The 24,092-nt window shown below is 58.5% G+C and carries 19 protein-coding genes and 1 pseudogene; 10 read left to right on the forward strand and 10 right to left on the reverse strand.

Features of this window, described 5'->3' with window-relative positions; all coding sequences use genetic code 11:
• Positions 1-15: 15 nt before the first annotated feature.
• Positions 16-387: a cupin domain-containing protein gene (locus ACR2TX_RS09520; RefSeq protein WP_077730042.1), complete on the reverse strand. Its 372-nt coding sequence runs from the start codon at positions 385-387 to the stop codon at positions 16-18.
• A 126-nt stretch (positions 388-513) separates the two neighbouring features.
• Here ACR2TX_RS09520 and ACR2TX_RS09525 point away from each other — a divergent pair, with 126 nt between their 5' ends.
• Positions 514-732 carry a hypothetical protein gene (locus tag ACR2TX_RS09525; protein ID WP_434131947.1) on the forward strand — a complete coding sequence of 73 codons (219 nt, stop codon included), beginning with the start codon at positions 514-516 and terminating at the stop codon, positions 730-732.
• A gap of 360 nt (positions 733-1,092) precedes the next feature.
• Here ACR2TX_RS09525 and ACR2TX_RS09530 read toward each other — a convergent pair whose 3' ends face one another.
• Both ACR2TX_RS09530 and ACR2TX_RS09535 read right to left on the reverse strand, forming a co-directional pair.
• The gene (locus ACR2TX_RS09530; RefSeq protein WP_434131949.1) at positions 1,093-1,695 is read right to left on the reverse strand and encodes an HdeD family acid-resistance protein; all 603 of its coding nucleotides are present in this window, start codon (positions 1,693-1,695) and stop codon (positions 1,093-1,095) included.
• A gap of 92 nt (positions 1,696-1,787) precedes the next feature.
• The gene (locus ACR2TX_RS09535; protein ID WP_077730045.1) at positions 1,788-2,195 is read right to left on the reverse strand and encodes a hypothetical protein; all 408 of its coding nucleotides are present in this window, start codon (positions 2,193-2,195) and stop codon (positions 1,788-1,790) included.
• A gap of 680 nt (positions 2,196-2,875) precedes the next feature.
• Here ACR2TX_RS09535 and ACR2TX_RS09540 point away from each other — a divergent pair.
• From ACR2TX_RS09540 to ACR2TX_RS09565, 6 genes are all read left to right on the forward strand, one after another.
• The gene (locus tag ACR2TX_RS09540; RefSeq protein ID WP_434132448.1) at positions 2,876-3,892 is read left to right on the forward strand and encodes a metallophosphoesterase; all 1,017 of its coding nucleotides are present in this window, start codon (positions 2,876-2,878) and stop codon (positions 3,890-3,892) included.
• Positions 3,893-4,445: 553 nt separating this feature from the next.
• Positions 4,446-5,951 carry an alkaline phosphatase PhoX gene (locus tag ACR2TX_RS09545; RefSeq protein WP_434132450.1) on the forward strand — a complete coding sequence of 502 codons (1,506 nt, stop codon included), beginning with the start codon at positions 4,446-4,448 and terminating at the stop codon, positions 5,949-5,951.
• 467 nt (positions 5,952-6,418) lie between these two features.
• The gene (gene tatA, locus ACR2TX_RS09550; RefSeq protein WP_077730047.1) at positions 6,419-6,634 is read left to right on the forward strand and encodes a twin-arginine translocase TatA/TatE family subunit; all 216 of its coding nucleotides are present in this window, start codon (positions 6,419-6,421) and stop codon (positions 6,632-6,634) included.
• Positions 6,635-6,657: 23 nt separating this feature from the next.
• A complete protein-coding gene (gene tatB, locus ACR2TX_RS09555) occupies positions 6,658-6,981 on the forward strand; it encodes a Sec-independent protein translocase protein TatB (RefSeq protein WP_156881671.1) in 324 nt (107 codons plus the stop codon).
• Between the two features lies 1 nt (position 6,982).
• Positions 6,983-7,750 carry a twin-arginine translocase subunit TatC gene (tatC, locus tag ACR2TX_RS09560; RefSeq protein ID WP_156881672.1) on the forward strand — a complete coding sequence of 256 codons (768 nt, stop codon included), beginning with the start codon at positions 6,983-6,985 and terminating at the stop codon, positions 7,748-7,750.
• A 550-nt stretch (positions 7,751-8,300) separates the two neighbouring features.
• Positions 8,301-10,637 (forward strand): PhoX family protein, encoded by a 2,337-nt coding sequence (locus ACR2TX_RS09565; protein WP_156881673.1) that lies wholly within the window; start codon positions 8,301-8,303, stop codon positions 10,635-10,637.
• A 300-nt stretch (positions 10,638-10,937) separates the two neighbouring features.
• Here ACR2TX_RS09565 and ACR2TX_RS09570 read toward each other — a convergent pair whose 3' ends face one another.
• Positions 10,938-11,702: a SapC family protein gene (locus tag ACR2TX_RS09570; protein WP_434131953.1), complete on the reverse strand. Its 765-nt coding sequence runs from the start codon at positions 11,700-11,702 to the stop codon at positions 10,938-10,940.
• Positions 11,703-12,279: 577 nt separating this feature from the next.
• Between ACR2TX_RS09570 and ACR2TX_RS09575 the strand changes: the two genes are divergently transcribed.
• Positions 12,280-13,968, forward strand: coding sequence for an aminotransferase class III-fold pyridoxal phosphate-dependent enzyme (locus ACR2TX_RS09575; RefSeq protein ID WP_434131956.1), 1,689 nt, complete (start codon positions 12,280-12,282; stop codon positions 13,966-13,968).
• A 170-nt stretch (positions 13,969-14,138) separates the two neighbouring features.
• On the opposite strand, the gene ACR2TX_RS09580 is transcribed toward ACR2TX_RS09575, so the two are convergent.
• Complete coding sequence (locus ACR2TX_RS09580) at positions 14,139-14,762, reverse strand: hypothetical protein (RefSeq protein WP_077730054.1); 624 nt, start codon at positions 14,760-14,762, stop codon at positions 14,139-14,141.
• Positions 14,763-15,204: 442 nt separating this feature from the next.
• Here ACR2TX_RS09580 and asd point away from each other — a divergent pair, with 442 nt between their 5' ends.
• Positions 15,205-16,083 carry an archaetidylserine decarboxylase gene (gene asd, locus ACR2TX_RS09585; RefSeq protein ID WP_077730055.1) on the forward strand — a complete coding sequence of 293 codons (879 nt, stop codon included), beginning with the start codon at positions 15,205-15,207 and terminating at the stop codon, positions 16,081-16,083.
• A gap of 384 nt (positions 16,084-16,467) precedes the next feature.
• Here asd and ACR2TX_RS09590 read toward each other — a convergent pair whose 3' ends face one another.
• The 4 genes and pseudogenes from ACR2TX_RS09590 to ACR2TX_RS09605 form a co-directional block, all read right to left on the reverse strand.
• Positions 16,468-17,004 (reverse strand): methyltransferase, encoded by a 537-nt coding sequence (locus ACR2TX_RS09590; RefSeq protein WP_210024315.1) that lies wholly within the window; start codon positions 17,002-17,004, stop codon positions 16,468-16,470.
• Positions 17,005-17,689: 685 nt separating this feature from the next.
• Positions 17,690-17,950, reverse strand: a pseudogene (locus tag ACR2TX_RS09595) (phosphate ABC transporter ATP-binding protein); the annotation flags it as partial.
• Between the two features lie 136 nt (positions 17,951-18,086).
• Entirely contained in the window at positions 18,087-18,287 is a 201-nt protein-coding gene (locus ACR2TX_RS09600; RefSeq protein ID WP_077730057.1) for a hypothetical protein, read from the reverse strand.
• Positions 18,288-18,780: 493 nt separating this feature from the next.
• Positions 18,781-19,497 (reverse strand): hypothetical protein, encoded by a 717-nt coding sequence (locus ACR2TX_RS09605; protein WP_434131959.1) that lies wholly within the window; start codon positions 19,495-19,497, stop codon positions 18,781-18,783.
• A 275-nt stretch (positions 19,498-19,772) separates the two neighbouring features.
• On the opposite strand from ACR2TX_RS09605, the gene ACR2TX_RS09610 reads away from it, so the two are divergent.
• Positions 19,773-21,383 (forward strand): choice-of-anchor I family protein, encoded by a 1,611-nt coding sequence (locus ACR2TX_RS09610; RefSeq protein WP_434131962.1) that lies wholly within the window; start codon positions 19,773-19,775, stop codon positions 21,381-21,383.
• A 330-nt stretch (positions 21,384-21,713) separates the two neighbouring features.
• On the opposite strand, the gene ACR2TX_RS09615 is transcribed toward ACR2TX_RS09610, so the two are convergent.
• Positions 21,714-23,513 carry a bifunctional metallophosphatase/5'-nucleotidase gene (locus ACR2TX_RS09615; protein WP_434131964.1) on the reverse strand — a complete coding sequence of 600 codons (1,800 nt, stop codon included), beginning with the start codon at positions 23,511-23,513 and terminating at the stop codon, positions 21,714-21,716.
• Between the last annotated feature and the right edge of the window lie 579 nt (positions 23,514-24,092).

Genomic DNA, 24,092 nt, shown 5'->3' on the forward strand with positions numbered 1-24,092 from the left:
ACTCGAATGCCGATCTCAGTGTTCTGCGGGCTCGTCGGCCTTCGTTCGGTGCACGGTGCCGTCGGGATGCTCGGGCGGGCTGTAGAGCGTGTACAGCCTGAGCGGCTGGTCGGATGAAGTGTTGATCACATTGTGTTCGACGCCCGCCGGAATCACCACCGCCACGCCATCGCTCAACGGGTGCTCTTCGCCGTTTAGCACGGCCACGCCGGTTCCGGCTTCGATGCGGATGAACTGATCGTGCTCCTCATGGGTTTCGACTCCGATTTCCTCGCGCGGCTGGAGCGTCATCAGCACCAGCTGGGTATTCCGGCCGGTATAGAGCACGCGGCGATAGTCCTGGTTTGCCAGCGTATCGCGTTCGATGTCCGTTGTGTATCCGATCATAAGTCACCTCCAAAAACGATTGCGGCAAGACGAAAATTCAATGAGCGGTCAGTCCGCCGGCTTCGAAGCGCCTCTCGCGCCTATCGTCCCGGTACGATTTTCCAAAGCTCACCGTTGGTCTCGTCGGTGACGACGTACAATCCACGGCTGCTCGAGCCCCGTTGCGAGCACGACGACGTCGAAGGCGACATTGGATTGGACGGCGCACGCGCGGGTCTGACCGGGAAACGCCGGGCGCTGGTCCGGCGCGTTCGGCGCGCGTGTCTCGAACGGCGGACAGGCGCCTGTCCCGCCGGACGTCTGCGCCCCGCCGCTGCCCGCACAGACCATCAGAACGAATATTGAGATACAGGCTACGCGGCAAGTCTGTATGGGGCGGCCCTCCTTGGCGGATGATTCCATTCTTGAGACCAGCGAGACAATAAGAAGTGCGCCGCTCGCAGGCGAAGGCCGGGCGACCGGTCCCCAGGAGGGGGCCACAAAAAACAGACGGGGCATTCCGGAGGATTATCGAGCCGCGTAAACCGGACTCCGCTTATTCGGTCTTTCGTATCCCTCTTGTTGGACGGGCCGAGGGAAAGGCTTGGGGGAAAACGAAAACAAACGCGGTCCGGTATCTTTTTGACCCATCCGAAGATGACTCTCGCCCCCATGCCCCGTCCCACGGCCCAAATGGCGTTTTCGTGCCGTTTACTCGTGGCAGGACTAGGCCTTATTCGGCGATCCTTCCCAGGCTTCGGATTCCTTTGCGGTCAGTGCGATCGCGATACAGCTCCAACCGTTCATGATCAGTTCGATTGCGACGAAAAGGCCGATGATCCAAAGTCCTGAAACCGGCCATTTCGCCACGATCATGACGCCCAGCAGTATTTCGAGCATGGCGCTTGCAAGCGGCCAAACCCAGCTTTTGAGCCCGCGGAGTTGAAGGGCCATAACCATCCGCGCGATACCGATGCCGATCAGCGCTCCGCCAAGGACCAAGGTAAGAAGGGTTGATGCGGCCACAGGGTTGTTAATGATGGTTATACCCGCAAGCAAATAGAGGATGCCGATGAGTACGGACAGAATGATGCTTTTCCATCCCGTGGCCTTGACGGCATGAAATATCTGGAAGCTTCCGCCAATGAGCAACAGGACTCCGAAATAAACCATGCTGGCCACGGTCAAGAAAAACGTCATGCCCAGCCCGATCGTACCGAGAATGATCAATACGATTCCCAGGGCCAGGAGCCAACCCCAATTCTGTCTGAGTTCGCCGAAGAAAACGTCCGGGCCGCCCGCGCCGGTCAATCGTTCCATATATGACATGACGAAGTCCTCTTTGTCAGATGCAGACAGGGTTTGACCGCAGCGTCGGGCGCTTCGTTCGCTTTCTCGGCAGGCATGTCAGGATCGGGCGATTACTTCAGTTCTTCGATCGCCAGCCGGTGGTAACGGTGCGCGAAATCGAACGGTACGCGGCGAACGACGTTCATCGCGCGTGCCGCGTCGGTGTCGCCGGGTGCATAGATCAGCAAAAATGCGGAGCCTTGCCGGGCCGCATCCAGATGGGCTTGCACCGCATCGTCGCTCCAGCCCAATCGCGCGAGAAAGCCCGTGTTTTCCGCAAGATTACGCTGCGCGGCGGCAGCCACTTCTTCGCACGTATAAAGCTGGCAATCCGCCTGCTCATAACCGCCGGTTAGGAGATCTTGCTGTACCCGCTGTGCGTCCTCCCGTTTCGGGAACGCGACGACCAGGTAGCCGACAGGATAAAAAATGCCGAAGTCCGTGGTCTTAGGGGGCGTGCGCGGTTCTTGATTGCTCATGATTCATGCTCCTTTGACGTGACATCGTTAGTCCTTTAGACAGCTGGATTAGGCAATTTGACTGCGAATACTAAAGCCGCGTTTGTTCCCGCCGTTGGCGCCGCCAGGGTGGGTTATTCCAAATCGCTTTCAATAAAGCATTAATTTTTGTAGGTGAGTTAGCCCGCGAGGCCGTAGCCCACCGAGCGATCCCGAATCGGTGGGTTACGCTTCGCTAACCCACCCTACGATTAATGTTCACTCGAATGCCGAATGGAATTAGGGCTTCGCGGCCTAACCCACCTGCAAAATCAATTCCTCATTGACAGCGATCCGGAATATCAAGGTCCGCGGTTCTTTCTGGATCTCATCCGGAACCTTGCGTACCACGCGTCGGATTCCGCTCCTCGATGAAACGTTTCGTTACCCGATCGCGGGACATGTTTCTCCGATATCCCACGAGGCGTACCCGAAACGCCCACAACCAAGGCATGGATGTGAAAAGGGAGCACCGACGATAGCCAGTCCGTCACCGAATCGTTACGAAATCCTAATAGACCTGTAACGCGCCGCCGATTAAATGGCCGCGCTTCTGAACAAATGTCGGGCCTCGACCACCTGGTAACCGTCGAGTTCGCCGATTGGAAAGGGGCCGCTTGCGGCCCTTTTATTTTCTTTCCAACCCGGAGCTCATTGTGAACATGACACCAGTCAAATCCCTGCTTTTTGCCGCCGCTTGCGCCGTCGCACTCGGCCAAACCGCCAGTGCCGCACCGGAGCACAATAACGCCCACGGTTACGGCAAGTTCGAGTTCGCCTTGATCGGCGACGTGCCGTATGCCCCGGCCGATTTTTGGAAGCTCGATAACGTGATCGCGGAAATCAATGCGAACCATAAATTGAAATGGGTTCTGCATGCCGGCGACATCAAGAACGGTTCCACCCTGTGCTCGGACGAAGTGTTCGAGGATCGGCTGCAACGCTTCCGGCGTTTCGAGATTCCCTTCGTTTTGACCCCCGGTGACAATGAATGGACGGATTGCCATCGCGCCAACAATGGCTCCTATCAGCCTTTGGAACGGCTGGCCAAGCTGCGAGAAATGTTCTATCCGGTGCCCGGTCAGACGCTGGGCGAGAAAACCATGACGGTGGAAACCCAGGCCGCCGATCCGAGCTATCCGGAATTCGTCGAGAACACGCGCTGGATGGAACAGCACGTCATGTTCGCGACAGTGCACATCGTCGGCAGCAATAACGGCCTGGCGCCGTTCGCCGCCCGCACCCCGGCCGACGACGAGGAAGTCGCTCGCCGCATCGAGGCGGCCCGCGCCTGGATCAGCGAGACCTTCGCGAAAGCCGAGGCGGAAGACGCACGCGGCGTGCTGCTTCTATTTCAAGCCAATCCCGGTTTCGAGCTAGCCAAGGGCAGCGCGGGGCGGCGCGGTTTCGAGGAAATTCTCGCCGACATGGAAGCGGAAGCGATCAAGTTCAAGAAGCCGGTCGTTTTCGCGCACGGCGACTCGCATTATTACCGTGTGGACAAGCCCATGATGGGCAGTATCAGCAAGCGGCGCATCGAGAACGCGACGCGCGTGGAAACTTTCGGCGCGGACGACGTGCACTGGCTGCGGGTCGTCGTCGATCCGAATTCGGCGGACGTCTTCTCGGTTCATCAGGAAATCGTCGAAAAGAACCTGGAACAGCATCCGTTGCCCTAGAGCATTTTCCGATTCGGTGCCAGAGAGCCCGATATGTAGGTCGGCAATCCCTTGCCGAACCGATAAGTCGGCAAAGGATTGCCGACCTACGTTCTTCCCGCCCGACACGAAGCCGTACACCGGGATGAAAAACGTTCTAATCGGCCGACGAAACACCCTGCGAGAAGTTCCGGGGTACGTTTTAGCCGGTGAAAGGACCGCTTTCGCGGTCCTTTCTTTTGCTCGCTTGCACGGGCGAAATTGCAGACATTCCGGCAGTATCCCAAGAGCTCAACTCTTTCCAGCATTCGTAGGTCGGCAATCCTTTGCCGACAAACCCGTTGCGTCGGGAATGGATTCCCGACCTACGCGCGAGTGCCCGTACAGTCGTCCGGGGTCGCCAAACTGTAACCAGATCTACTCACACCCGTCATTTTTGAATTCGAGAATTAGCCACACGGATGCCCCGCAACGAAATCCGCACCATCGATTCCGATGGGGATGGACGGTCGTGGCGGGAGAACGCTTGGAACACGCTTCTCGACTAATGGCAACGCAAAATAACGGAGATCACATGACAACTCGTGACGACCATATCGACTTGATCCGCCACCTCGCGGCCGCCGATGCCAGGAAAGAACTCGACCCCAACTGGACGCTCAGCCGCCGCGGTTTCATCAAAAGCGGTATCGCCGCTGCCGCCGCTGTCGCCATGCCTTACAGCGTTCTCGGTTCGGGGCAGGCCCGCGCCGAAAACATTCCCTTCAGTCCCGATTACGGCCCGCTCTCGCCGGTATTTGACGAAGCTACCGGCTTGCCGCTGCTGAATCTGCCGGAAGGCTTCAAGTATTGGTCGTACGGCTGGACCGGCGACATCATGGATGACGGCATTCCCACCCCGAGCAATCACGACGGCATGGCCGTAGTCGCCGTCAACAATGGCCGCTACGTGCTGGTACGCAACCACGAGAAAGGCGGCGTGACCGGCTCCTTCGCGGCTCCCGAACTGACTTACGACCCTGCTTGCGACGGCGGCACGACCAATCTCATCTTCGCCCCGAATTCGCGTGGTAACAAATGGGCGTCGAGCCGGGCCTCGATTTCCGGCACCATCCGCAACTGCGCCGGCGGCCCCACGCCCTGGAATTCGTGGATCAGCTGCGAGGAAACCACCAACGGCTTGCACACCAACCCCGCCTACACCAAGCAGCACGGTTACTGCTTCGACGTTCCCGCCGTGGGCGAAGCCAAACCCATCGCGCTGGTCGACATGGGCTGCTTCAGCCACGAAGCCGTTGCGGTCAATCCGGCCACCGGCATCATCTACGAGACCGAGGACAGCACGCCGTCCGGTTTCTACCGCTTCATTCCCAACGTGCCGGGCAAGCCGGCCATGGGTGGCAAGCTGCAGATGATGAAACTCGTTGTTGCTCCCAATGCCACCCGCACCATCAATGGCGTTTCTTACCCCTACTATGACACCGGCGTCGCCCAGCCTGCGGGTGCAACATGGGATGTCGAGTGGGTGGATATCGAGGAGCCGAACAAGCCCTTCATCACCGGCACCACGTACGGCGGCGTGGTTTCCCAGGGCATCATGCAGGGCGCCGCGAGCCTGCGCCGCGGCGAAGGCGTGTGGTACGGCAACGGCATCATCTACGTCTGCTCGACCAGCGGCGGTGTCGCGGGCCGCGGCCAGATCTTCGCCTACGACCCGGTCAACGAAACCTTCAGCCTGGTTTACGAATCGGCCGATCGCAACGTGTTGGACAACCCGGACAACATTGCCTGGAGTCCGCGCGGCAGCCTAATCCTCTGCGAAGACGGCAGCAACGCCGTCTCGCGCATGCACGGCCTGACCATCGACGGAAAGATCTTCCCGTTCTGCGAAAACAACATGGATTTCAGAGCCGAGGGCATGGGCTCGATTTCGCGTAACGGTGTCACCTACGACAGAAACCAGCGCGGTGCGGAGTTCGCGGGCGCGACCTTCCAGGACGAGTGGCTGTTTGTCAATATCCAGGCCAATCCGGGCATTACCTTTGCCATCACCGGGCCGTGGGGTAACGGCGCGCTGTAATTCCAAATCGCCTTCAATAAGTCGTAAATTCTTGTAGCTCGGTGGGTTAGACCGTGAGGCCGTAACCCACCGAGCGACCTCGAATCGGCGGGTTACGCTCCGCTAACCCGCCCTACATTAATATGGATTCGAATGCTAAAAGGCATAAGACAGCGCGGCGACAAGCCGCGTGAGCCCGGGCCGGGCATGTACCGGCCTGGGCGCCGGCCCGAAATATCAGGAGGGTGTTTTCGGGCCTGATCCTGATTAATAAATCAGAAAGAGGCGGATACGCCGGCTTCAACGGTTGGAGTCACGTCAGTTCCCCGGGCGTTCACTAAGAACGTCTTGGGGATGACAGGGACCGATCACATCAATGTGTTCCGGATACGGGTTACTCAACCGTAAACGGCGTTTGGTCATTCTTCCGTAACACGTGCCTGCTAACGTGTGCGGAGTTCGTTCGAGATTCAATTTTTGAGGTACACATGGGCATAGGCGTTTGGGAATTGTTGCTGGTTTTTATGATCGTCCTTCTGATTTTCGGCACCAAGAAGCTGCGGACCATAGGCGGCGATCTCGGCGGGGCGATTCGGAGTTTCAGAAAATCCATGAACGAAGCCGAGGACGACAAGTCTCCCGTTGGCGAACGTGATGCGGAATTCGGGACTTCGCCGTCCGACGTCGCAAGCCCGAAGGCCTAATCTCTCTTCTACTGCCCGTCGTTATGTTCGAGATCGGCTTTTGGGAAATGGTGCTCGTGGGCGCTGTCAGCCTGCTGGTCCTGGGGCCCGAGCGGTTGCCACGCGTGGCCCGCAAGACGGCACTGTGGGTTCGGAAGGCAAAGTCCGCCATAGGGTCGGTCAAGGCGGATATCGATCGCGAACTGGAACTCGAAGAGATCAGGCAGTCATTGAAGGTGAAAGCCGGCAGGCGTATCTCTCTCTTGGAAGAGACGCCGTCATCCCGCGCGAAGCGGACGGGCTCCGAGCCGGAAACGGACGCCTCCACAATCGGTAACGGTGGTAGAAATGCGGAACCGGAAGCCTGACATGGAGTCCGAGAGTCTTGGCGAAATGGGCTGGATGAGCCATCTGGTCGAGCTGAGGAATCGATTGCTCAGATCCGTCCTCGCCGTGCTGCTGCTTTTTCTTGGATTGGTTTATTTTTCCAACCCCATCTATTCCTGTCTGGCCGAACCGCTGATGCGGCATTTGCCGGCGGGCTCGCAGATGATCGCCATCGAGGTGGCCTCGCCGTTTCTGACGCCTTTCAAGCTGACCTTTGCGGTGGCGGTGTTCCTCGCCGTGCCGTTCATCCTCTACCAAGCCTGGGCCTTCGTCGCGCCCGGCCTTTATCGTCATGAAAGACGCGTGTTCATCCCGCTCTTGCTGGCCAGTACGATCTTGTTCTACGTCGGTATCGCATTCGCCTATTTCGCGGTCTTTCCGGTGATATTCGGCTTCATGGCCGCTGCCGCCCCGCAGGGAGTCGCCGTCATGACCGATATTTCCCATTATCTGGATTTCGTGCTGTCTCTCTTGCTTGCCTTCGGCGCCGTGTTCGAGGTTCCGATATTGACCTTGCTCCTGGTCAAGAGCGGTGCAGTCGATTACCGCGACCTGAAAGAAAAACGCCCGTACGCCATCGTAGCGGCGTTCATCGTCGGCGCTGTTCTGACGCCGCCCGACGTCATCTCGCAAACTCTCATGGCCGTGCCGATTTGGCTGTTATTCGAGGTCGGCGTGGTCCTCGCGTACTTTTCCACCGCGAAATCCTCGCAAGACGCGGAAACGCCGGTTACTCAGGATATCGGCTAGAGCATTTTCATATCTACTGTACGGGCACTCGCGCGTAGGTCGGGAATCCCTCCCAATCGCAAACGGTGTCTCCAATCGCAAACGATCGGTTCGGGAGCACCGAACCGATCCTTCCAGGAGCGCCGAAGCCGCCCTTCCCGACGGTGCAGTTGGGCCAACGGGTGCGTCGGCAAAGGATTGCCGACCTACGAATGCTCCACGGCGATTCCTCAGAAGTTTGCCATTTTGCGACTCAAGGTGTCGTAGGTCGGCAATCCTTTGCCGACGCTGGGCCGCGACGGGATTCCCGATCTACGACGCCTTGGCCGAACGATCATGTGCATATTCCAACATAACGATCGCCGATCCTGTCACTCGCTCGGCCTTCCCCCTGACCGCACCTCGGAAATCCCGCGTCCGACATCCACATGTCATCAAACATTCATTAGCCGGTCATGATGGTCGGCTAAGTTACGCCCGACCCGCAGTGAATGTGCCGGCAACCGCATCGGAATATCCGCGGCTTATTCCTGCGTGGTGACCAATTCCAACAAGAACTCTGGAGTATTCGATGAAAGGTGAGCGACATCCGAAAAACGACGTGACCATGAATCCGTCGGGCAACGAATCCATTCGCGACGTGATCGAGCGTACCGACTTGGGGCGTCGGCATTTCATGCAAACGACGATCAGCGCGTCTGTTCTGGCTGCTATCGGCGGCGTCAACATGAAGAGCATCATTGGTGCAGTTGAAGCGGCGCCGCTGCCCGCCGGCAACGGCTTCGCCGGGATCGGTTTCGAGAGCGTACCGCCCAGCCTGGCGCCGGTCGCCGATAAAGTAACGGTCCCGGCAGGATATACGGTGGAAGTACTGGCGTCCTGGGGAGATCCAATCATGAAGCGCGCGCCGGCTTGGGACGAAGACGCCAGCCAGGATGCCGCCGCTCAGGAAAAGCAGTTCGGCATGCATAACGACGGCATGCACTACTTCCCAATTTCCTCGCACGGCATCGGTCACGGAAGGAATCCGGTGCGCGGCCTGTTGTGCGTCAATCACGAATACACTCACGAAGAAATTCTGCACGGCGCGGAAGGTTTGGCCGGCGGCGCCGGCGTCACCATCGCGAAGGTGCGCAAATCCCAGGCCGGCCATGGCATATCGGTGGTCGAAGTGCGCAAGAACCGCGGAAAATGGCAGGTCATCGGTACCTCACCCTTCGGCCGCCGCATCACCGGCAACACCCGGATGAAAATATCCGGCCCGGCGGCCGGGCATGCCTTGATGCAGTCGAAGAAGTTCGACATCCAGCCGACGGGCTCGGTCGAGGTCGGCATCAACGACGGCTACCATTGCCACGGAACGCTCAACAACTGCGCGAACGGTTACACCCCCTGGGGCACCTATTTGACCTGCGAAGAAAACTGGAACGGCTACTTCGGGTGGAACAGCGGCGAAAGCGTCGATGCGGCCGATCCGAACCGCGCAGCAATTCTCAACGATCAAGCCCGTTACGGCATCGTGGCCGGGGGTTTCGGCTATCGCTGGCATGAAGCCGACCCGCGGTTCAATGCAGCCACCAACCCGCTGGAGCCCTATTTGTTCGGCTGGGTGGTGGAAATCGATCCTTTCGATCCCGAGAGCAAGCCGGTCAAGCGCACCGCCATGGGCCGATTCAAGCACGAGAGCGCTCAGGTAGCCGTGGATGGCAACAGCCGGGTCGCCTTTTACATGGGCGACGACGAACGCAACGAATACATCTACAAATTCGTTGCCGCCAAACGGTTCAATCGCCACAAACGCGCCGACAATCGCAACCTGCTGGACAAAGGCACGCTCTACGTCGCCAGGTTCACCGACATGCCTGGCGCCGGAGCGGAAACCTATCGCGGCGAATGGATCGCGCTGGAGCCGGATACGACGTCCGTGATTCCCAATGGCGCGGGCGGATACTACAAGCTGCGCGAGTTGCCGCAGTTTGCCGGCGCGGACGACGCGGAAGTGCAGGCCCTGATCCTGATCAAGACCCGTCAGGCCGCCGATGCGGTCGGCGCCACCATGATGGACCGCCCGGAATGGACCGCGCTGCGCACTTATTACGATCCCGAGTTTTCGTTCAAAGGTTACTCGGTCTACAACGACCAGCGTCCGCTGGAAATCTATTGCACCTTGACCAACAACAACCGCCGCGGCGGTGGCGGCAGTACGCCGGCGACCTCGTCCAACAAGGCCGACGGCACGACGACGGCCGCCAGCGCACGTCCGCCGGTGGATATGGCCAACCCGCGCCCGGACAACGACTACGGTCACATCATCCGCTGGCGCGAGGACGGCAATGTCGTCACCGCGACCGGCTTCGAGTGGGACATCTTCATGCTCTGCGGCGATTCGATCACCGCCAAGACTCTGGGGGCGAATTATCAGTCCGGCAATCTGGTGAACGGCGCCGCCGGCACCGGTCCGTACTATGAGGGCGACATTGTCGACGCACCGGCGGGCTCCGCCGATTTCGGAGCGCCGGACGGCCTGTGGTTCGACCAGTTCGGACGGCTGTGGATACAGACCGACCAGGCCGGCGATGCGAGCGGCGATTGGGTCAACATCGGTGCCAACATCATGGCCTGCGCGGACCCCAACACCAAGGAAGTGCGCCGTTTCCTGACCGGACCCCACAAGTGCGAAGTCACCGGCGTCACCAGCACGCCCGACGGCAAGACCCTATTCGTCGGCGTCCAGCATCCCGGCGAAGATTCGCCCGCGTCTAACCCGACGCAGTACAGCAACTGGCCGCAAAGCCAGTTCACCGTCAACAGCGCCGGCCAGCCCTTGCCTAACACTCCGGGCCTGAGCCGTCCGCGTTCCTCCGTCCTGGTCATCACCAAGGACGATGGCGGCATCATCGGTTCGTAGGATCCGTGCGTTCAGCGGCGGGGCGGGCATGCCCCGCCGCGACACATAGTCATGCCGGATTCTTATTGCATTCGGCATTCGAATGAACATGAATCGTAGGGTGGGTTAGCGAAGCGTAACCCACCGACCCTTCGACTTGGCTCAGGACAGGTCCGAGGTCGCTCAGTGGGTTACGGCCTCGCCGCCTAACCCACTCTTACAAAAATTGATTCCTGATTGAAAGCGATTTGGAATTAGTAACGGCTGAAAACAAGGTTTCGTTCATGTTTCCGGTGCAGCGTGGGTTAGATGCGCGGAGAGTCACGCAGCCGCAGTATTCTTCCGCACCAGCAGTTTGCGGAAATTGGTCAGCGAGGCCAGATGCAGGAAAACCCAGCCGAGTTCGCCCGCCGTGTGAAGCTCGTGCAGTTTCTCGATCGTCAACCGATTCAATGCCGTTTCATCGACGATCCAAAAGCCCGACAGCCCGAAGCTCTGCCCGGCCGACGTGATGGCCGCCGCCTGCGTCTCGATCAGCAGATTCCAGTCGGCAAGTTTTTGACCGAACCGCGCGGTTCGCTTGGCCTGTTGATGGTAGTCCTGGAGGAAATCCATGGTTTCTCGCAGATAAGCAGAAGGCTTTCCGCCGACGAATAGCGGTTCCCCTTCCGCTTCAACACTCAACCACCCGCAGGTTTCGTCCACGCAGACCACGTGCTGCGGTTCGGGATCGACGTCGCTTTCCGCCAGAATGAAAGGGTATCGGCGAACGAAGGCCGGCACGTAATCCGCCGTCCAGTGTCCGTGTCCGTCGATGAAAAGATTTTCCTCCCGTTCGAATCCAAGCACGGCCACTGGAACCCAACCGTCATTGCCCGCCTTGGCGAAACCGATCGGGTAGTCCTTGCAGGCTTCGGCGAATTCCGCCGCGAGGAGCGGAACCCAATGGCTCTTTGCCGCGAAACGATGGTCGTTGGCGGCGCCGATTCTTAACGACTGATGCCTTTCGGCATTCAAAGCGACGATGTTTCGATAAAAGAGCAGTCCGGTCGGTTCTGAGCGTGATTTGCTTGTTTCCGCAGTCATTTCGGGTTTTGAAAAAACAATCGTTGCCGAGTATGTAAAAGTCTATCGGGCGTCGCCGATCGCAAGGCTTTTCCTGAATGCGCCCCTTGCCGTCAACCGTGTCAGGCCGCAGCTTAAAAAACCACAAGGCGGTCGGCCGTAGAGCGGCGCCGGACGATCTTTCGTTGACACCGACATCCGCGCCCTTGAGTCCGTTGATGGACCCGTGTCGGAGAAACGGTAGCGGTGTTTTGTGACGACCGTTTGAAGATCATGTGACAGTTTCCGAAACACAAGCGCGTTCGGATGCGGCATGCCGAGTCCCGCTCTCCAAAGCTGACACCGAGATCTTGTTCCAGAACGGACGAATGCGATCTGGGGTTGCCATGCAACAAATCTGAAACATTCGATTGTTACAGTTTGGAGCACGTTGACGCCCGAGGAGTCCTTCACGAAGAAACCTCGGCACCTTTGGGGATCATCATTCTGGCCGATATGAAACTCGGATTTCTCATGCCACCGGTGGACATGAAGTTGCTCTTCGCGTCCTACCGGTTTGGCGAGCCCTTGCCGTAATGTCCCATCGCCGAGGAATGAAATGGATACAAGCGTAGCCCTTTACTGGCTGGGCGCGGCTGTCGCTGCGGCGGCGCTGCCGAAATTGAAACTGAGACTGGATCTGTCGAGGGCCAAGCACCCCTCCCTGGCAGGGCATTCCAATCTATCCCGCCGCATCGCCAAACTGGTGCCGTTCTACGAATACGACGAGGAACATTTTTTTCGCTGCGATGGCGCTCCGGAAGAAATCGCCGCACAACGGCGCGCCGGATTCATGCGGCTTGCGGAGTTCTTGCGCAAGCGGTCTCCGCGTACGCTCGAGCTCAACGAGTCGGCGGCGGACGGCATCTCGGATTTGCAGTTCACCTCCGCCTATCGCGTACCCTTCCAGTTCAGGCGCTTGGTCCGCGAATACCTCAAAACCGGCGCCTTCGTTCAATCGTCTTCGGGAGTCACCCTCACCGACCCGGACGGCAACGTCTCCTACGATCTCGCGGGGTCTTACGGCGTCAACGTGTTCGGTTACGATTTTTACAAGGAGTGCCTGCAACGGGCCGGCGAGCGCGTGCACGATCTGGGACCTGTACTAGGCCTTTATCATCCGGTGATCGTCAGCAATGTGGAGCGGCTGAAACTCATCTCGGGACTCGATGAAGCGTCGTTCCACATGTCCGGCACCGAAGCGGTGATGCAGGCCGTGCGGCTGGCGCGGTATCACACTGGGCGGCCTTATGTGGTGCGGTTCTGCGGTGCCTATCACGGCTGGTGGGGCGACGTGCAGCCCGGGGTCGGCAATCCGGTGCCGGCGCACGAAACCTACACGCTGAAAGACATGGATGAGGATACGCTGCGCGTGCTTCGCAAGCGCCGGGACATCGCCTGCGTACTGGTGAATCCTTTGCAGGCGCTGCATCCGAATGCGAGCGCTCCGGGCGATGGAACCCTGATCGACAGCAGCCGATCCGCCGGTTTCGATCGGGCGGCTTACACGGACTGGTTGAAGCGGCTACGCACGGTGTGCAGTGAAAGGGGCATCGTCCTGATCTTCGACGAGGTGTTTACCGGCTTCCGCCTGGCGCCGGGCGGCGCTCAGGAATATTTCGGCGTTCAGGCCGACATGGTCACCTACGGCAAGACTTTGGGCGGCGGCCTGCCCGTCGGCGTCGTATGCGGCCGCAAGGACTTGATGAAGCGCTTTCGCGACGACCGACCTACGGATATCTGCTTTGCCAGGGGCACATTCAATTCCCATCCTTACGTGATGGCGGCGATGAATGAATTCCTGAATTGTCTCGACAAACCCGAGATCCGGAATCTCTATCGGGACCTGGATTCCGTGTGGAATGCCAGGGCCGAGCAGTTGAATCAAAGGCTTCGCGACCAGGACCTGCCGGTACGGGTGGCCAATCTGGCGTCCATCTGGACTGTTTTCTATACCCGGCCCTCCCGCTACAACTGGATGTTTCAATATTACCTGCGTGCGCAGGATCTGACCCTGAGCTGGGTAGGAACCGGCCGGCTCATCTTCAGCCTCAATTACACCGAATCCGATTTCAAAACCGTGGCGGAGCGCTTCGTGACCGCGGCCGAGAAGATGAGGCAGGACGGATGGTGGTGGTACGAGGGGGGATTGTCCAACAAGGCCATAAGACGACAGGTGCTTCGCGAGATGCTTGCCAAGCGTTTCCGATTAGTGGGTTCCGAGTACCGTCAAAACCGAGAAGGCTAGGATTAAGCGCGAGCTTCCGTTTCCTCGCTGGTTCTACACGCATCTGTGGGTGACAAATGCTGAACGAGTCCGGATACGTATGCTCAGAGTTTGTTGATTGTATCGGTTTGAAAGGGCTGGCCGCTTTCCGTCGCGGCCTTCATAAAATGAATTTGGAACCCTGGCGGAGCTCAAGCGTGCTGTTCCGATTCCTCTTTTTCAGATGTCATGGGATCGATGAGCTGTCCTCGGAGCAGGCAAATAGGGGATTTGTAGTACAGCTTGATGTCGTGAAACGGATCGGTAAGGATTTTGGCCAACCAAACCAGCCCGGTTTGGACGTCTCTCAGGAAGAACAGTTGCACGGTTCGGAACAGCAGGCCGCCGATTCCGATCGCGAGCCATAACAAGCCCAGGTGGTGCATGAAGCTACTGTCGGTGGAGTTGGAGTCGAAAAGCCCGAACAGCGTTGGGTCCAGGTAAAGAGCGATCGGAGAGAGTGCCCAGATAGCCATGAGGACCACCTTCCGCCTTAGGTTATAGCCGACCTTCACCTGTTCCTTGTACTCGTGGGTCGCCTGATTGACGACGTCATATCCTTTCGGCTCGAAGAAGAAGTGACCGGTTTGACGGGTGAGCATTGCGAACAGCCACCCGATCAGCGCCGCGGCGACCGGATCGGTGAACACCAAGGCGTAAGCCAATACGAAACTCAGCGCGCTGACGAAATGCAGCGACTGGTTTATCCGGCTGTGATGATAGTAACGGTGATCGTCCCAACGTTGTATTTCCAGAGCTTTAAGAAAACCGTGCATAGATCCTCCGATGAATAGCGCAAAAAAAAGCACGGTGTGTCCGTGCGTGAAGCGTACGAACAGCGCCGTGCGGACAGGAGAGAAAGAGACAAAGCAAAAAGTCCGAAACCCAAAGAATCAACGAGCATCCCTGCTGCCACAGCACTTCAAGGCGGCTGACCATTCGATGCCAATCCATCCATTAAGGATAAGATTCGAGTGTTACAGAGTTAATGCAATTTCCTGACTGAACGATGACAGCCGGATGACTCGCATGATTCCGTAGTTATTGCTTTGGCACAAAGAAGCGATCTTCGACAAATGCAGTCCGTAGGATGTGCCGACCATCGGGAAGCGCCCTTCGACCGGGCTCAGGACAGGCATCGCTCGCGACTGCCGGAACAATAATGCGTGTCCTGTGGCTTTTGGAGATGAGCACCGATAGTACAAAGCCCTACAAACAATGACCTTACGCTCCCTAATCGCGCAAATTACCCAACAGGACGATGTCAATTTTTTGCTGACCAATCGCATTCCGCGCCAATTTCTCACGCGGTTCGTGGGTTGGTTCAGCCAAATCGAGCATCCTCTGGTCTGTCGTCTATCCATTGCCTTGTGGCGGCTGTTTGCCCAAGTCGACCTGAGCGACGCCAAGAAAACGAAGTTCCGCAGCATGCACGAATGCTTCACCCGCGAACTTAAGGAAGGCGCCCGTCCCGTCGACGATGATCCCGGCGTTCTGGTCAGTCCGTGCGACGCCATCATAGGGGCACATGGCGATATCGAAGGCACGACGCTGTTTCAGGCCAAAGGCATCCCGTACGCCCTGAACGAACTGGTTTGTGATGGGGAATTGGCAAGCCATTACCGTAATGGCTATTACGTGACCTTACGGCTCACTTCCGGCATGTACCACCGGTTCCACGCGCCGTATGACTGCGAGATCGATCAGGTTACCTACATTTCGGGAGACACCTGGAATGTCAATCCGGTTGCCCTCAGGCGAATACCGGGTCTTTTTTGCAAGAACGAGCGCGCCGTACTGCGGACGCGGTTGAGCCCCGGCAACCACCTAATCGCTTTGGTGCCCGTTGCCGCCGTGCTCGTGGCCAGCATACGGCTTCATTTCCTGGATGTTCTGCTGCACCTCAGGTACCGCGGCCCTAACGTGATTCCATGCAAAGCGCCATTTCGTAAAGGTGACGAACTAGGGTGGTTTCAGCATGGTTCGACGATCATCGTTTTGGCGCCCAACGGGTTCAAGCTCTGCCCTCAGCTGGAACAGGGCGCCGTCATCCGCATGGGGCGACGACTGCTGATGCTCCCGTTATGGAAACTCTGAATAAGTCGATTCCGCTCATGGTTCGACAGGCTCACCATGAACGGAATCAATCCGTTTCCGTTCGTCCTGAGCCTGTCGAAGGACTTACTAAGTGATAAGAAAGAAAAGTTATACCGTCACCCTGGCGGGGAATGCCGGGGTCCAGGTTACATGGATGTATCAGCCTTGCCATCCCTGGTTTCTGGATTCCGGCAATCCATGCCGGAATGACGAGCAAAGTGACATTCATTCGTTTACGTTTAGTATCGCTTCGGCAGTTAAAGCGCGATTTTCGGCAAATTGCGATTAACCCAAGTCATTGATTGGACAAGGTAAGATCGGAGATGCATTCGAAAGATGATTCTGATTTAACTGCCGAAGCAATAATCAGAGCTTCCTTATCGATCAACGCTCATAGTACGCGCCGACGCCGTAATATAAAGTCTCCACAAGAGGTAACAGAATCCAGTCGTCATGAGGGAATCTCATGACCAGAAAAAAGCCCCAAATCGACAATAATGTACCGACGTATTGCGGGTGGCTAAGCACTGAAAATGGGAAGGCGTTGCACCACTGGATTTCATAACCGAACTTGTTGCCGTAGAACACTCCGGACCGCCCTAGGCGATAAAAGACGCCGAAATTAAATACTTGGCCGATAACAATCAACCCAATCCCCAATGACATTGGAACCAGACTGCTGGTGGGGAGTGGAATCAGGGTATTCCCTAGCAGCATGCACCAGGCAAGGAATATCCCTATTTGCAATATCTTGAATATATAAAATAACTTCTCCAGGGCGGAAATCGGCTCGCCAAAACGAACGATTGCGGGATATTTGCAGACAGCCTTAAAGGTATCAGGATGATGCCAAATCCACAGGTAGGTTATCCGTTCTATGCTTAACAATAGAGCTGCGGTCAGAAATAACCAAAGCAGCATAATCTTATTCCTTGAAAATCCAGTTAATCGAATTAAACAGAATCAGAGAACGGATCGCAACCTCGAAACGGAAAATATCAAACCTGCCGATAAAAATACGGTAATACCTATGCGTTCGGCGCGTCGAAGAATTCGGGAAAAGAGAATCCTTCACCTGGATACTCGGTGATTTTATTGTGAACGTCGGACAGCCGACGGCACATGTTCAGCGAACCGTTTGAGGCGGTAGGCCGGGGGTGGAGATCGCTTCTCGGCTGCTGAAAGTATCGACCATCCTGCCGTGCAGTTCGATTAGAGCATTTTTATACCTACTGTACGGGCATTCGCGAGTAGGTCGGGAATCCCTTCCCAATCGCAAACGGTCGCTTTAGTCGCGACCCTTCCCGACGCCGCCGTTGGGCCAAAGGGTTCGTCGGCAAGGGATTGCCGACCTACAACCATGCACCCTGTAGGTCGGGAATCCCTTCCCGACGCCACGTCCCGGCCACGCGTCTTCGTCGGCAAAGGATTGCCGACCTACGAATTGAAGCAATTCACCCGAGCCGAAGGCGCCACGACTTCCGCCAAGCCTGTTTTGCCGTACGAGCGAGATGAAAACGCTCTAATGCGGCATCGAGAACCCTTTTACGAAAAAGGTCAGGGGCATACGGTCGTCGCGTCAAGCGCCCGGTATCGGAATTCGGAATCAGCCGATGCGGCCGGTGATATAGCTTTTGGTCAAGGGATGACGCGGATGGGTAAGGACCTCGGCCGTTTCCCCCACTTCAATCAATCGTCCCAGATGGAAAAATCCGATGCGCTCCGAAACCCGCGCGGCCTGCTGTAGCGAATGGGTCACGATTACAAGGGTGAATTGACGCTTCAATTCCGCGGCCAGGTGCTCGATTTTGGCCGTCGCAATGGGATCGAACGCCGAACATGGTTCATCCGTCAGGATGATTTCGGGATGGCAGCGATGATTCGAAATCCGAGTCGATTGTCGGCGGGTTCGGAAGGCCGGACCGAGATCGCGATTCGCCGCGTGGGATGCGTTTGGAAGATCATGGAGGAAGCGGACGGCTGCCGCCGAAGGGGCTCAGTCGTCAGTTCGCGCGATGAATTTCATAGCGCCCCTCCCTCAAGCCGTTCAAGAACTCCACCCAAGGCAGGTGCCGAGTCTGGTCCATTCCTCGTATCCAGTCATTCTCGACATATTGGATCACGACGCTCTCGGTGGCGGGGTCGATGTCGACGATGTGGAAATAAGCGCGGCACGATCGGTCGTCGCCAAGGTGGTTATTCATAAGGACAACTCCTCGTTAGTTGGAAAGCTTGAACTCGGCCCCCCCCGAAGCTTCGCCCGGCGATCGGGACGGTCGGGGTGAGGTCGGAGGTGCGTGGTTGGCGCAGGCGAGACGTCCCGGGGGATCATCCGCTCCGTCTGCGGGCTACCCGGCGGGTCTGCGTCAACATCTAAGGCATGATAGCCAGCGCCGCAGTCGGCATCCAGATCGAGACTTGATCTCCGTCAAACCGGCTGCTTATTTTGCAAGCACGCAAGTGGCCCGGTGGCATCGGTCTTTCATCCCAAGTGAGGCGGATGCTCTACCGCGCACCGCTAATGCCGAGGATCAGGCTGCGGCAAGGAGCACCTCCAGCCATTGGCGCGGAGTGAGTGGCGCTCGTACGGTCCCGGTGTTTCGGTTCGCGTCTATCGGCCATCATTTACACGCAACCTCGTTCTTCATCCGGCAATGAGCGATAGGCTTCGCGTCTTTCTTCTTCAAGACTCCCTTTTTACACGAGGCGTGGTTTGGAGTGCCGGGAGGCGAAAGCGAAACCGGTGACAGCGGAGCCGAACAGCCAAAAAGCTGCGGGAACGGGAACAGGTTCGGGCGCGGTACCCGGTTGACCGTTCGAGCCTGCAAACCACGCGCCGCCCGTTCCGCCGGTCAGGGCTTCGTTGAAACCGCCGACGTGGGCGGCGAAGTAATAATTGCCCTGGCCGGCGTTTTTACCGGAAAGAGCGAAATAGTGGTTTGCGTTATCGCCGTTGATCCCGGTGATGGCGAACCAGACCGGATCGTAGCGGTCTTGGCCGCCGCCTGTCTTGAGTTCAAAATCGCCGAAGCCATCGGCATTGCCGGACCCGAGGCTCCATCCGCTGGGCAACTTGAAGTTATTAGCGGTGAAACCGCCAGGGTTTAATGTGGTGTTGAATGCAAAAGTATCGATACCGTAGTTGGTACCCGCTTTCGAGTCCAGCACGGAAAGCGCGTCGACGCTGAACACGACGTCATCACTCGTCGTCGTATAGCCGTTCAGCAAAAGTCCGGCGGCATCGCTGCCGTCCCGGATGAACACGGTCAGGTAATCCGCATTGTCCGGAAACACGGATTCGGCATTGGATTGATTCAATGTCGCTTTCCAGATGGCGGCATGCCCTGCCGGGCTCAACCCAAGACCGAGCGCCAATGCAAAAACGACTGGCGGTTTTCTGACATGAGCAAGCATGATCGGTCTCCTCGACTTCTCGTTTGTAAGGCTGGCGACACTGTATCTTCGCTTTCTTTCAAATGGGTTAAGTTTGTGTTACGGGTGTTCGTTTTTTCCGCTTGAAGCGACCTTCCGCGTTAGGCGTAGGTCCGGCTTAGGCGATACTCCGGAGCAGGCTTGTCATACCGCCTTAACGTGACTCCAGTAGCGTCCCGACTTTCGGATAGTCCAGCCATTGGAAGGATTGTTTTGAACCGCGTTCATTTCACCTGCGCTAACTCGGAGTCACAAGAATGAAAACCAAACTGTTCCGTTTGAAATTTGAGGGGGCCTTGGCGAGCGGCATTCGCGCGCTCGATGCGGCGCGGACGACCTCGGTCGGTGCCGCCGCCCTGTTTGCGGGAATCCTGCCCGGCCCGGTCGCCGCAGCAGGCCCCGCGTTCGAGCCGGTCGGCAGCTATGCCACCGGTCTGACCGGCCAGACCTCGGCCGAGATCGTGGCCGTCAAGGGCGACAAGATGTACGTTTCGAATGCCGCGAACGCTTCGGTCGACATCGTAGACATCTCCGATCCGAAACAACCGGTGCGTCTCAAGCGGCTCGACCTGTCCGCGTACGGTTCCGAAGTCACCAGCGTCGCCGTCGGGAACGGGCTCGTGGCGGCGGCAGTGGAGTCGGGCACCGAACCGGGCAAAGTGGTTTTCTTTTCGCCGGGCGGTTCCAATCTGCGAGCGGTCGAGGTCGGCGCCGGCCCCGATATGGTGACTTTCACGCCGGACGGCAAGAGGGTTTTGGTCGCCAACGAGGGCGAGCCTTCGGGATATGGAGAAGGCCATGTCGATCCTGAGGGCTCGGTAAGCGTGATCGACGTACTGCCCCGCCGCAAGTTTTCGGTGAAGACGATCGGTTTCCAAGCCTTCGACCCGGATCAGCCGCGCGCCGGCGATCTGCCGCCGGGCGTGCGCATCTTTGGGTCCACGCGGCCGTCGCTCGATCTCGAGCCAGAATACATCGCGGTCGATGAAAACGGCCGGAAGGCCTGGGTGTCGCTGCAGGAAAACAACGCCATCGCGATACTCGACCTCGAAGCCCTCGAGGTGGACAAAATCGTCGACCTCGGCTTCAAGGACCACTCGCAGGCCGGCAATGGCCTCGATGCCAGCGACCGCGACAATGCCGTCAACATCAGCACCTGGCCTCAGGGGCGGGTCTACGGCATGTACCAGCCGGATGGGCTCGCCGCTTTCCGGATCGGCGGCAAGGACTATGTACTCTCCGCCAACGAGGGCGACGCCCGCGAATATCCCGGTCTCGCCGAAGAAGCCCGTGTGCGCAGCGTTACGACCAATGACTCCTTCACGGCGGCACTGCGCGACAATGCTGCGCTGGGGCGTCTCACCGTAACCACGAAGATGCCCGCCGCCGGGTCGGATGCGGAATCGACGGTCTACGCTTTCGGCGCCCGATCGTTTTCGGTGTGGGACGGCGAAACCGGCGACCTGGTCTATGACAGCGGAGATCAGCTCGAACAGATCATCGCCGCGGAGCTGCCCGCCAACTTCAATTCCAACAACGAGGCCAACACCTTCGACGACCGCAGCGACAACAAGGGCCCCGAGCCCGAAGCCGCCGCCACCGGTGTGGTGGACGGCCGGACCTACGGGTTCATCGGCCTCGAGCGCGTGGGCGGGGTGGTCGTGGTCGATTTGGGCGATCCGGCCTCGCCGGCCATCGTCCAATACCTGCAAAACCGCGATTTTGCAGCCACGCCGGTGGGGCCGGACAGCGGCCCGGAAGTGATCGACTTCGTGCCGGCCCATAACAGTCCGACCGGCAAGCCTCTAATCGCCGTTTCGAACGAGGTGTCCGGCACCGTAAGTTTATGGGGACCGAAGGGCGAGTGACGGCAGGTTATTCGAAATCGCGTTCAATTAGGCATTGTTTCGTAGGGGGGGTAGGCGCACATCAGCACTGACCGATCGCCGATCACTGTGCTTCGCGTGCGCCGTAACCCACCGAACGACCTTCAATCGGTGGGTTACGCGGAACCGAGGGGCTAACCCGCCATCGATGGGTTTCGCTTCGCTCTACCCATCCTACGATGAATGTTCACTCCAATGCCGAGTTGAATAAATACAACCTGAAAACGGAGTTTCCGGGATTCGAAAATTTGCGTAGAGCTCTATGTTTCAGAGACGGTGCGGCGGAGGCCGGAGCTCTCCGCCGCCGGTTTTTCAGGGAATCCGCACGATACGGTCTTGCGGACCGGGCGCGATTTGTACGCCCGGCGCGGCCGGATCGGAATCGGCTTCCGGATGGTTGAACCAGGCTTCGAGGGCGTCGAGGTCCTGGGCGCCGCCGAGCCGATCGGTGCCGAGCTTCAGGACGTAGAACTTGTCCCCGCCGTCGGCGAGGAAGCTGTTCACGGTGACGCGATAGTTCGCGGCCGGGTCGACGGTCGCGCCGTTTAGGCGGATGCTGGCCGGGTCGACCTTGTCGCAAGGCGAACCGCTGGCCGACCACTGATAGGTGAAGCCCTTCGAGACCTGCAGGATGCGGTCGAACGCCTGGCCGGAGTCTCCGGCCGGATAGTTAAAGGCGGCCGGCGCATTGTCCGCGCCGCAGCCGGTGAATTGCTGTTCCAGCAGAATTTCGATCTGGGCTCCGGTCAGGGTCATGGTCACCACGCTGTTGCCGAAGGGCTGCACGGTAAAGGCTTCGCCGTAGGTTACGTTGCCGTCGCCTTCGCCGGTCGCGCTTGACGCGTAGCTTAGGTCGGCACGGATTCCGCCCGGATTCATGAACGCGGCTACCGCGTCGCCGAAGCCCGGAGCTTCGGTGGCTTTCAGTTGCGCGTCGGCGATGACGTCGCCCAGAGCGGACTCGCCGGCCGCATTGGCTGTGCGGGTGATATCCGCGGTGATGGCGCCGATTACCCGGTTGGCGATGGGCTGGGCCAGTGCCTTGTAGCCGTCGACGACGGCCTTGATGCCGGCGTCCGGGGTGACCGTCGCGTCGGTCTGGTCCACCAGAATATTGGTGGCGCTGACTGCCGTCACGTCACGGGTTTTCCGGTCGATCGTCAGGTCAATGTCGGTCAGGATGCGTCCGATGGAATTGGCGCTGGTCACCGGGATTTCACGCCCCTCCCGGTTCGCGATCCTGCAGTTGTAGGCCTGATGGGTGTGGCCGGAAATCACCATGTCCACGGCATCGTCCAGTTGATTGACGATGGGTTTGATGGGGGTTCCGTCCAGGTTGCCGGCGCACTGGTTCATGGTCGTGGCGTTCTGGGCGACGGGCTGGGTGCCGCCCTGATGGATCAGTACGACTATGGCTTCGACCCGCTGCCGCCGCAATTTGGGGATCAACGCGTTGACGGTATCGGCCTCGTCCTTGAATTCCAGTCCGGAGACGCCGGACGGCGTGACGATGGTGGGAGTTTCCATGAGGGTCATGCCGATGAAGGCCACGCGGACGCCGCCGTAGTTCTTGATGACATAAGGCGGGAAAACGGGCTTGCCGGTAGCCGTGTCGACCACGTTGGCGGCCAGGAACTTGAAGTCCGCGCCGGCAAAGGAACCATCATCGGCGGTAGGCGCGCCGACCGAGGCGCCCTGGCAGGAGTTCGGATCGGTAGGATGGCAGCCGCCTTTCTGCATGCGCTTCAGCTCGTCCTTGCCTTCGTCGAACTCGTGGTTCCCGACGGCGTTGATTTCCAGCCCGGCCATGTTCATGGTCTCGATGGTGGGCTCGTCGTGGAACAGGGCGGAAACGAGGGGCGTTGCGCCGATCAGATCGCCCGCGGAGACCACGGTGGTGTAGCGGTTCTCGCTTTTCAGCTTGGACACGTACCCGGCGATCCAGTCCACGCCGCCCGCCGGCTTGCCGCCGAAGGAGCCCGGCGATTCGAGCTGGCCGTGGAAATCGTTGAAAGCGACGATCTTGACCGTCGTGGCCGGCCCGGCGCCGGCGCAGGCGGTGCCGCCGACCAAGATCAGCGTTACGGCACAGGCGAGTTTGTTGAGTTTCATGGTGTCATATTCCTCGGTTTGTTCCTGAGAAAGGCCGGGCGAGTCCCGGCGGACCGCCGTGTATCAAACAGCATCCGTGTTAAGGCGACCTGACAGTTGTATTACCGGGAGGTTATTAACCCGGCCTATAAATATAGGCCGGGTTAATCCGGGGCAGGGATGCCCCGGCGCGGCGACAAGCCGCGTGAGCCCAGGCCGGGCGTGTACCGGCCTGGGCGGCGGCCCGAAATACCAGGAGGGTATTTACGGGCCTGATTAATAATAAGTTCGGTCGTCGAAAGTGTAAGCAGCGAAGACCGGAGCTTGGATATCTCCGCGCGATGCCGCCCGGTGTGTCGGTCTCGGGTGAAAACTTCACAGGGCTGTAATGGTTTCGGGTGTTTAATACGGTAAACCGAACGACGCATGCGGGTTGCCGGCGGATGCCTGGACAATGAACCGCAAAAGCTGCGATCTCGTGTTCGAGTGGGATGAGGGGCTAAGTACATTCAGGGAAGTCTTGCGGCATAGACAACCTGCAGGACAACCCCGCCAACCAAGCCAATCTGTCGAGATTCCGCAAATATTTGAGGAATGTAC

This window comes from Methylocaldum sp. GT1BB (assembly GCF_051027545.1).
Taxonomy (GTDB): domain Bacteria; phylum Pseudomonadota; class Gammaproteobacteria; order Methylococcales; family Methylococcaceae; genus Methylocaldum.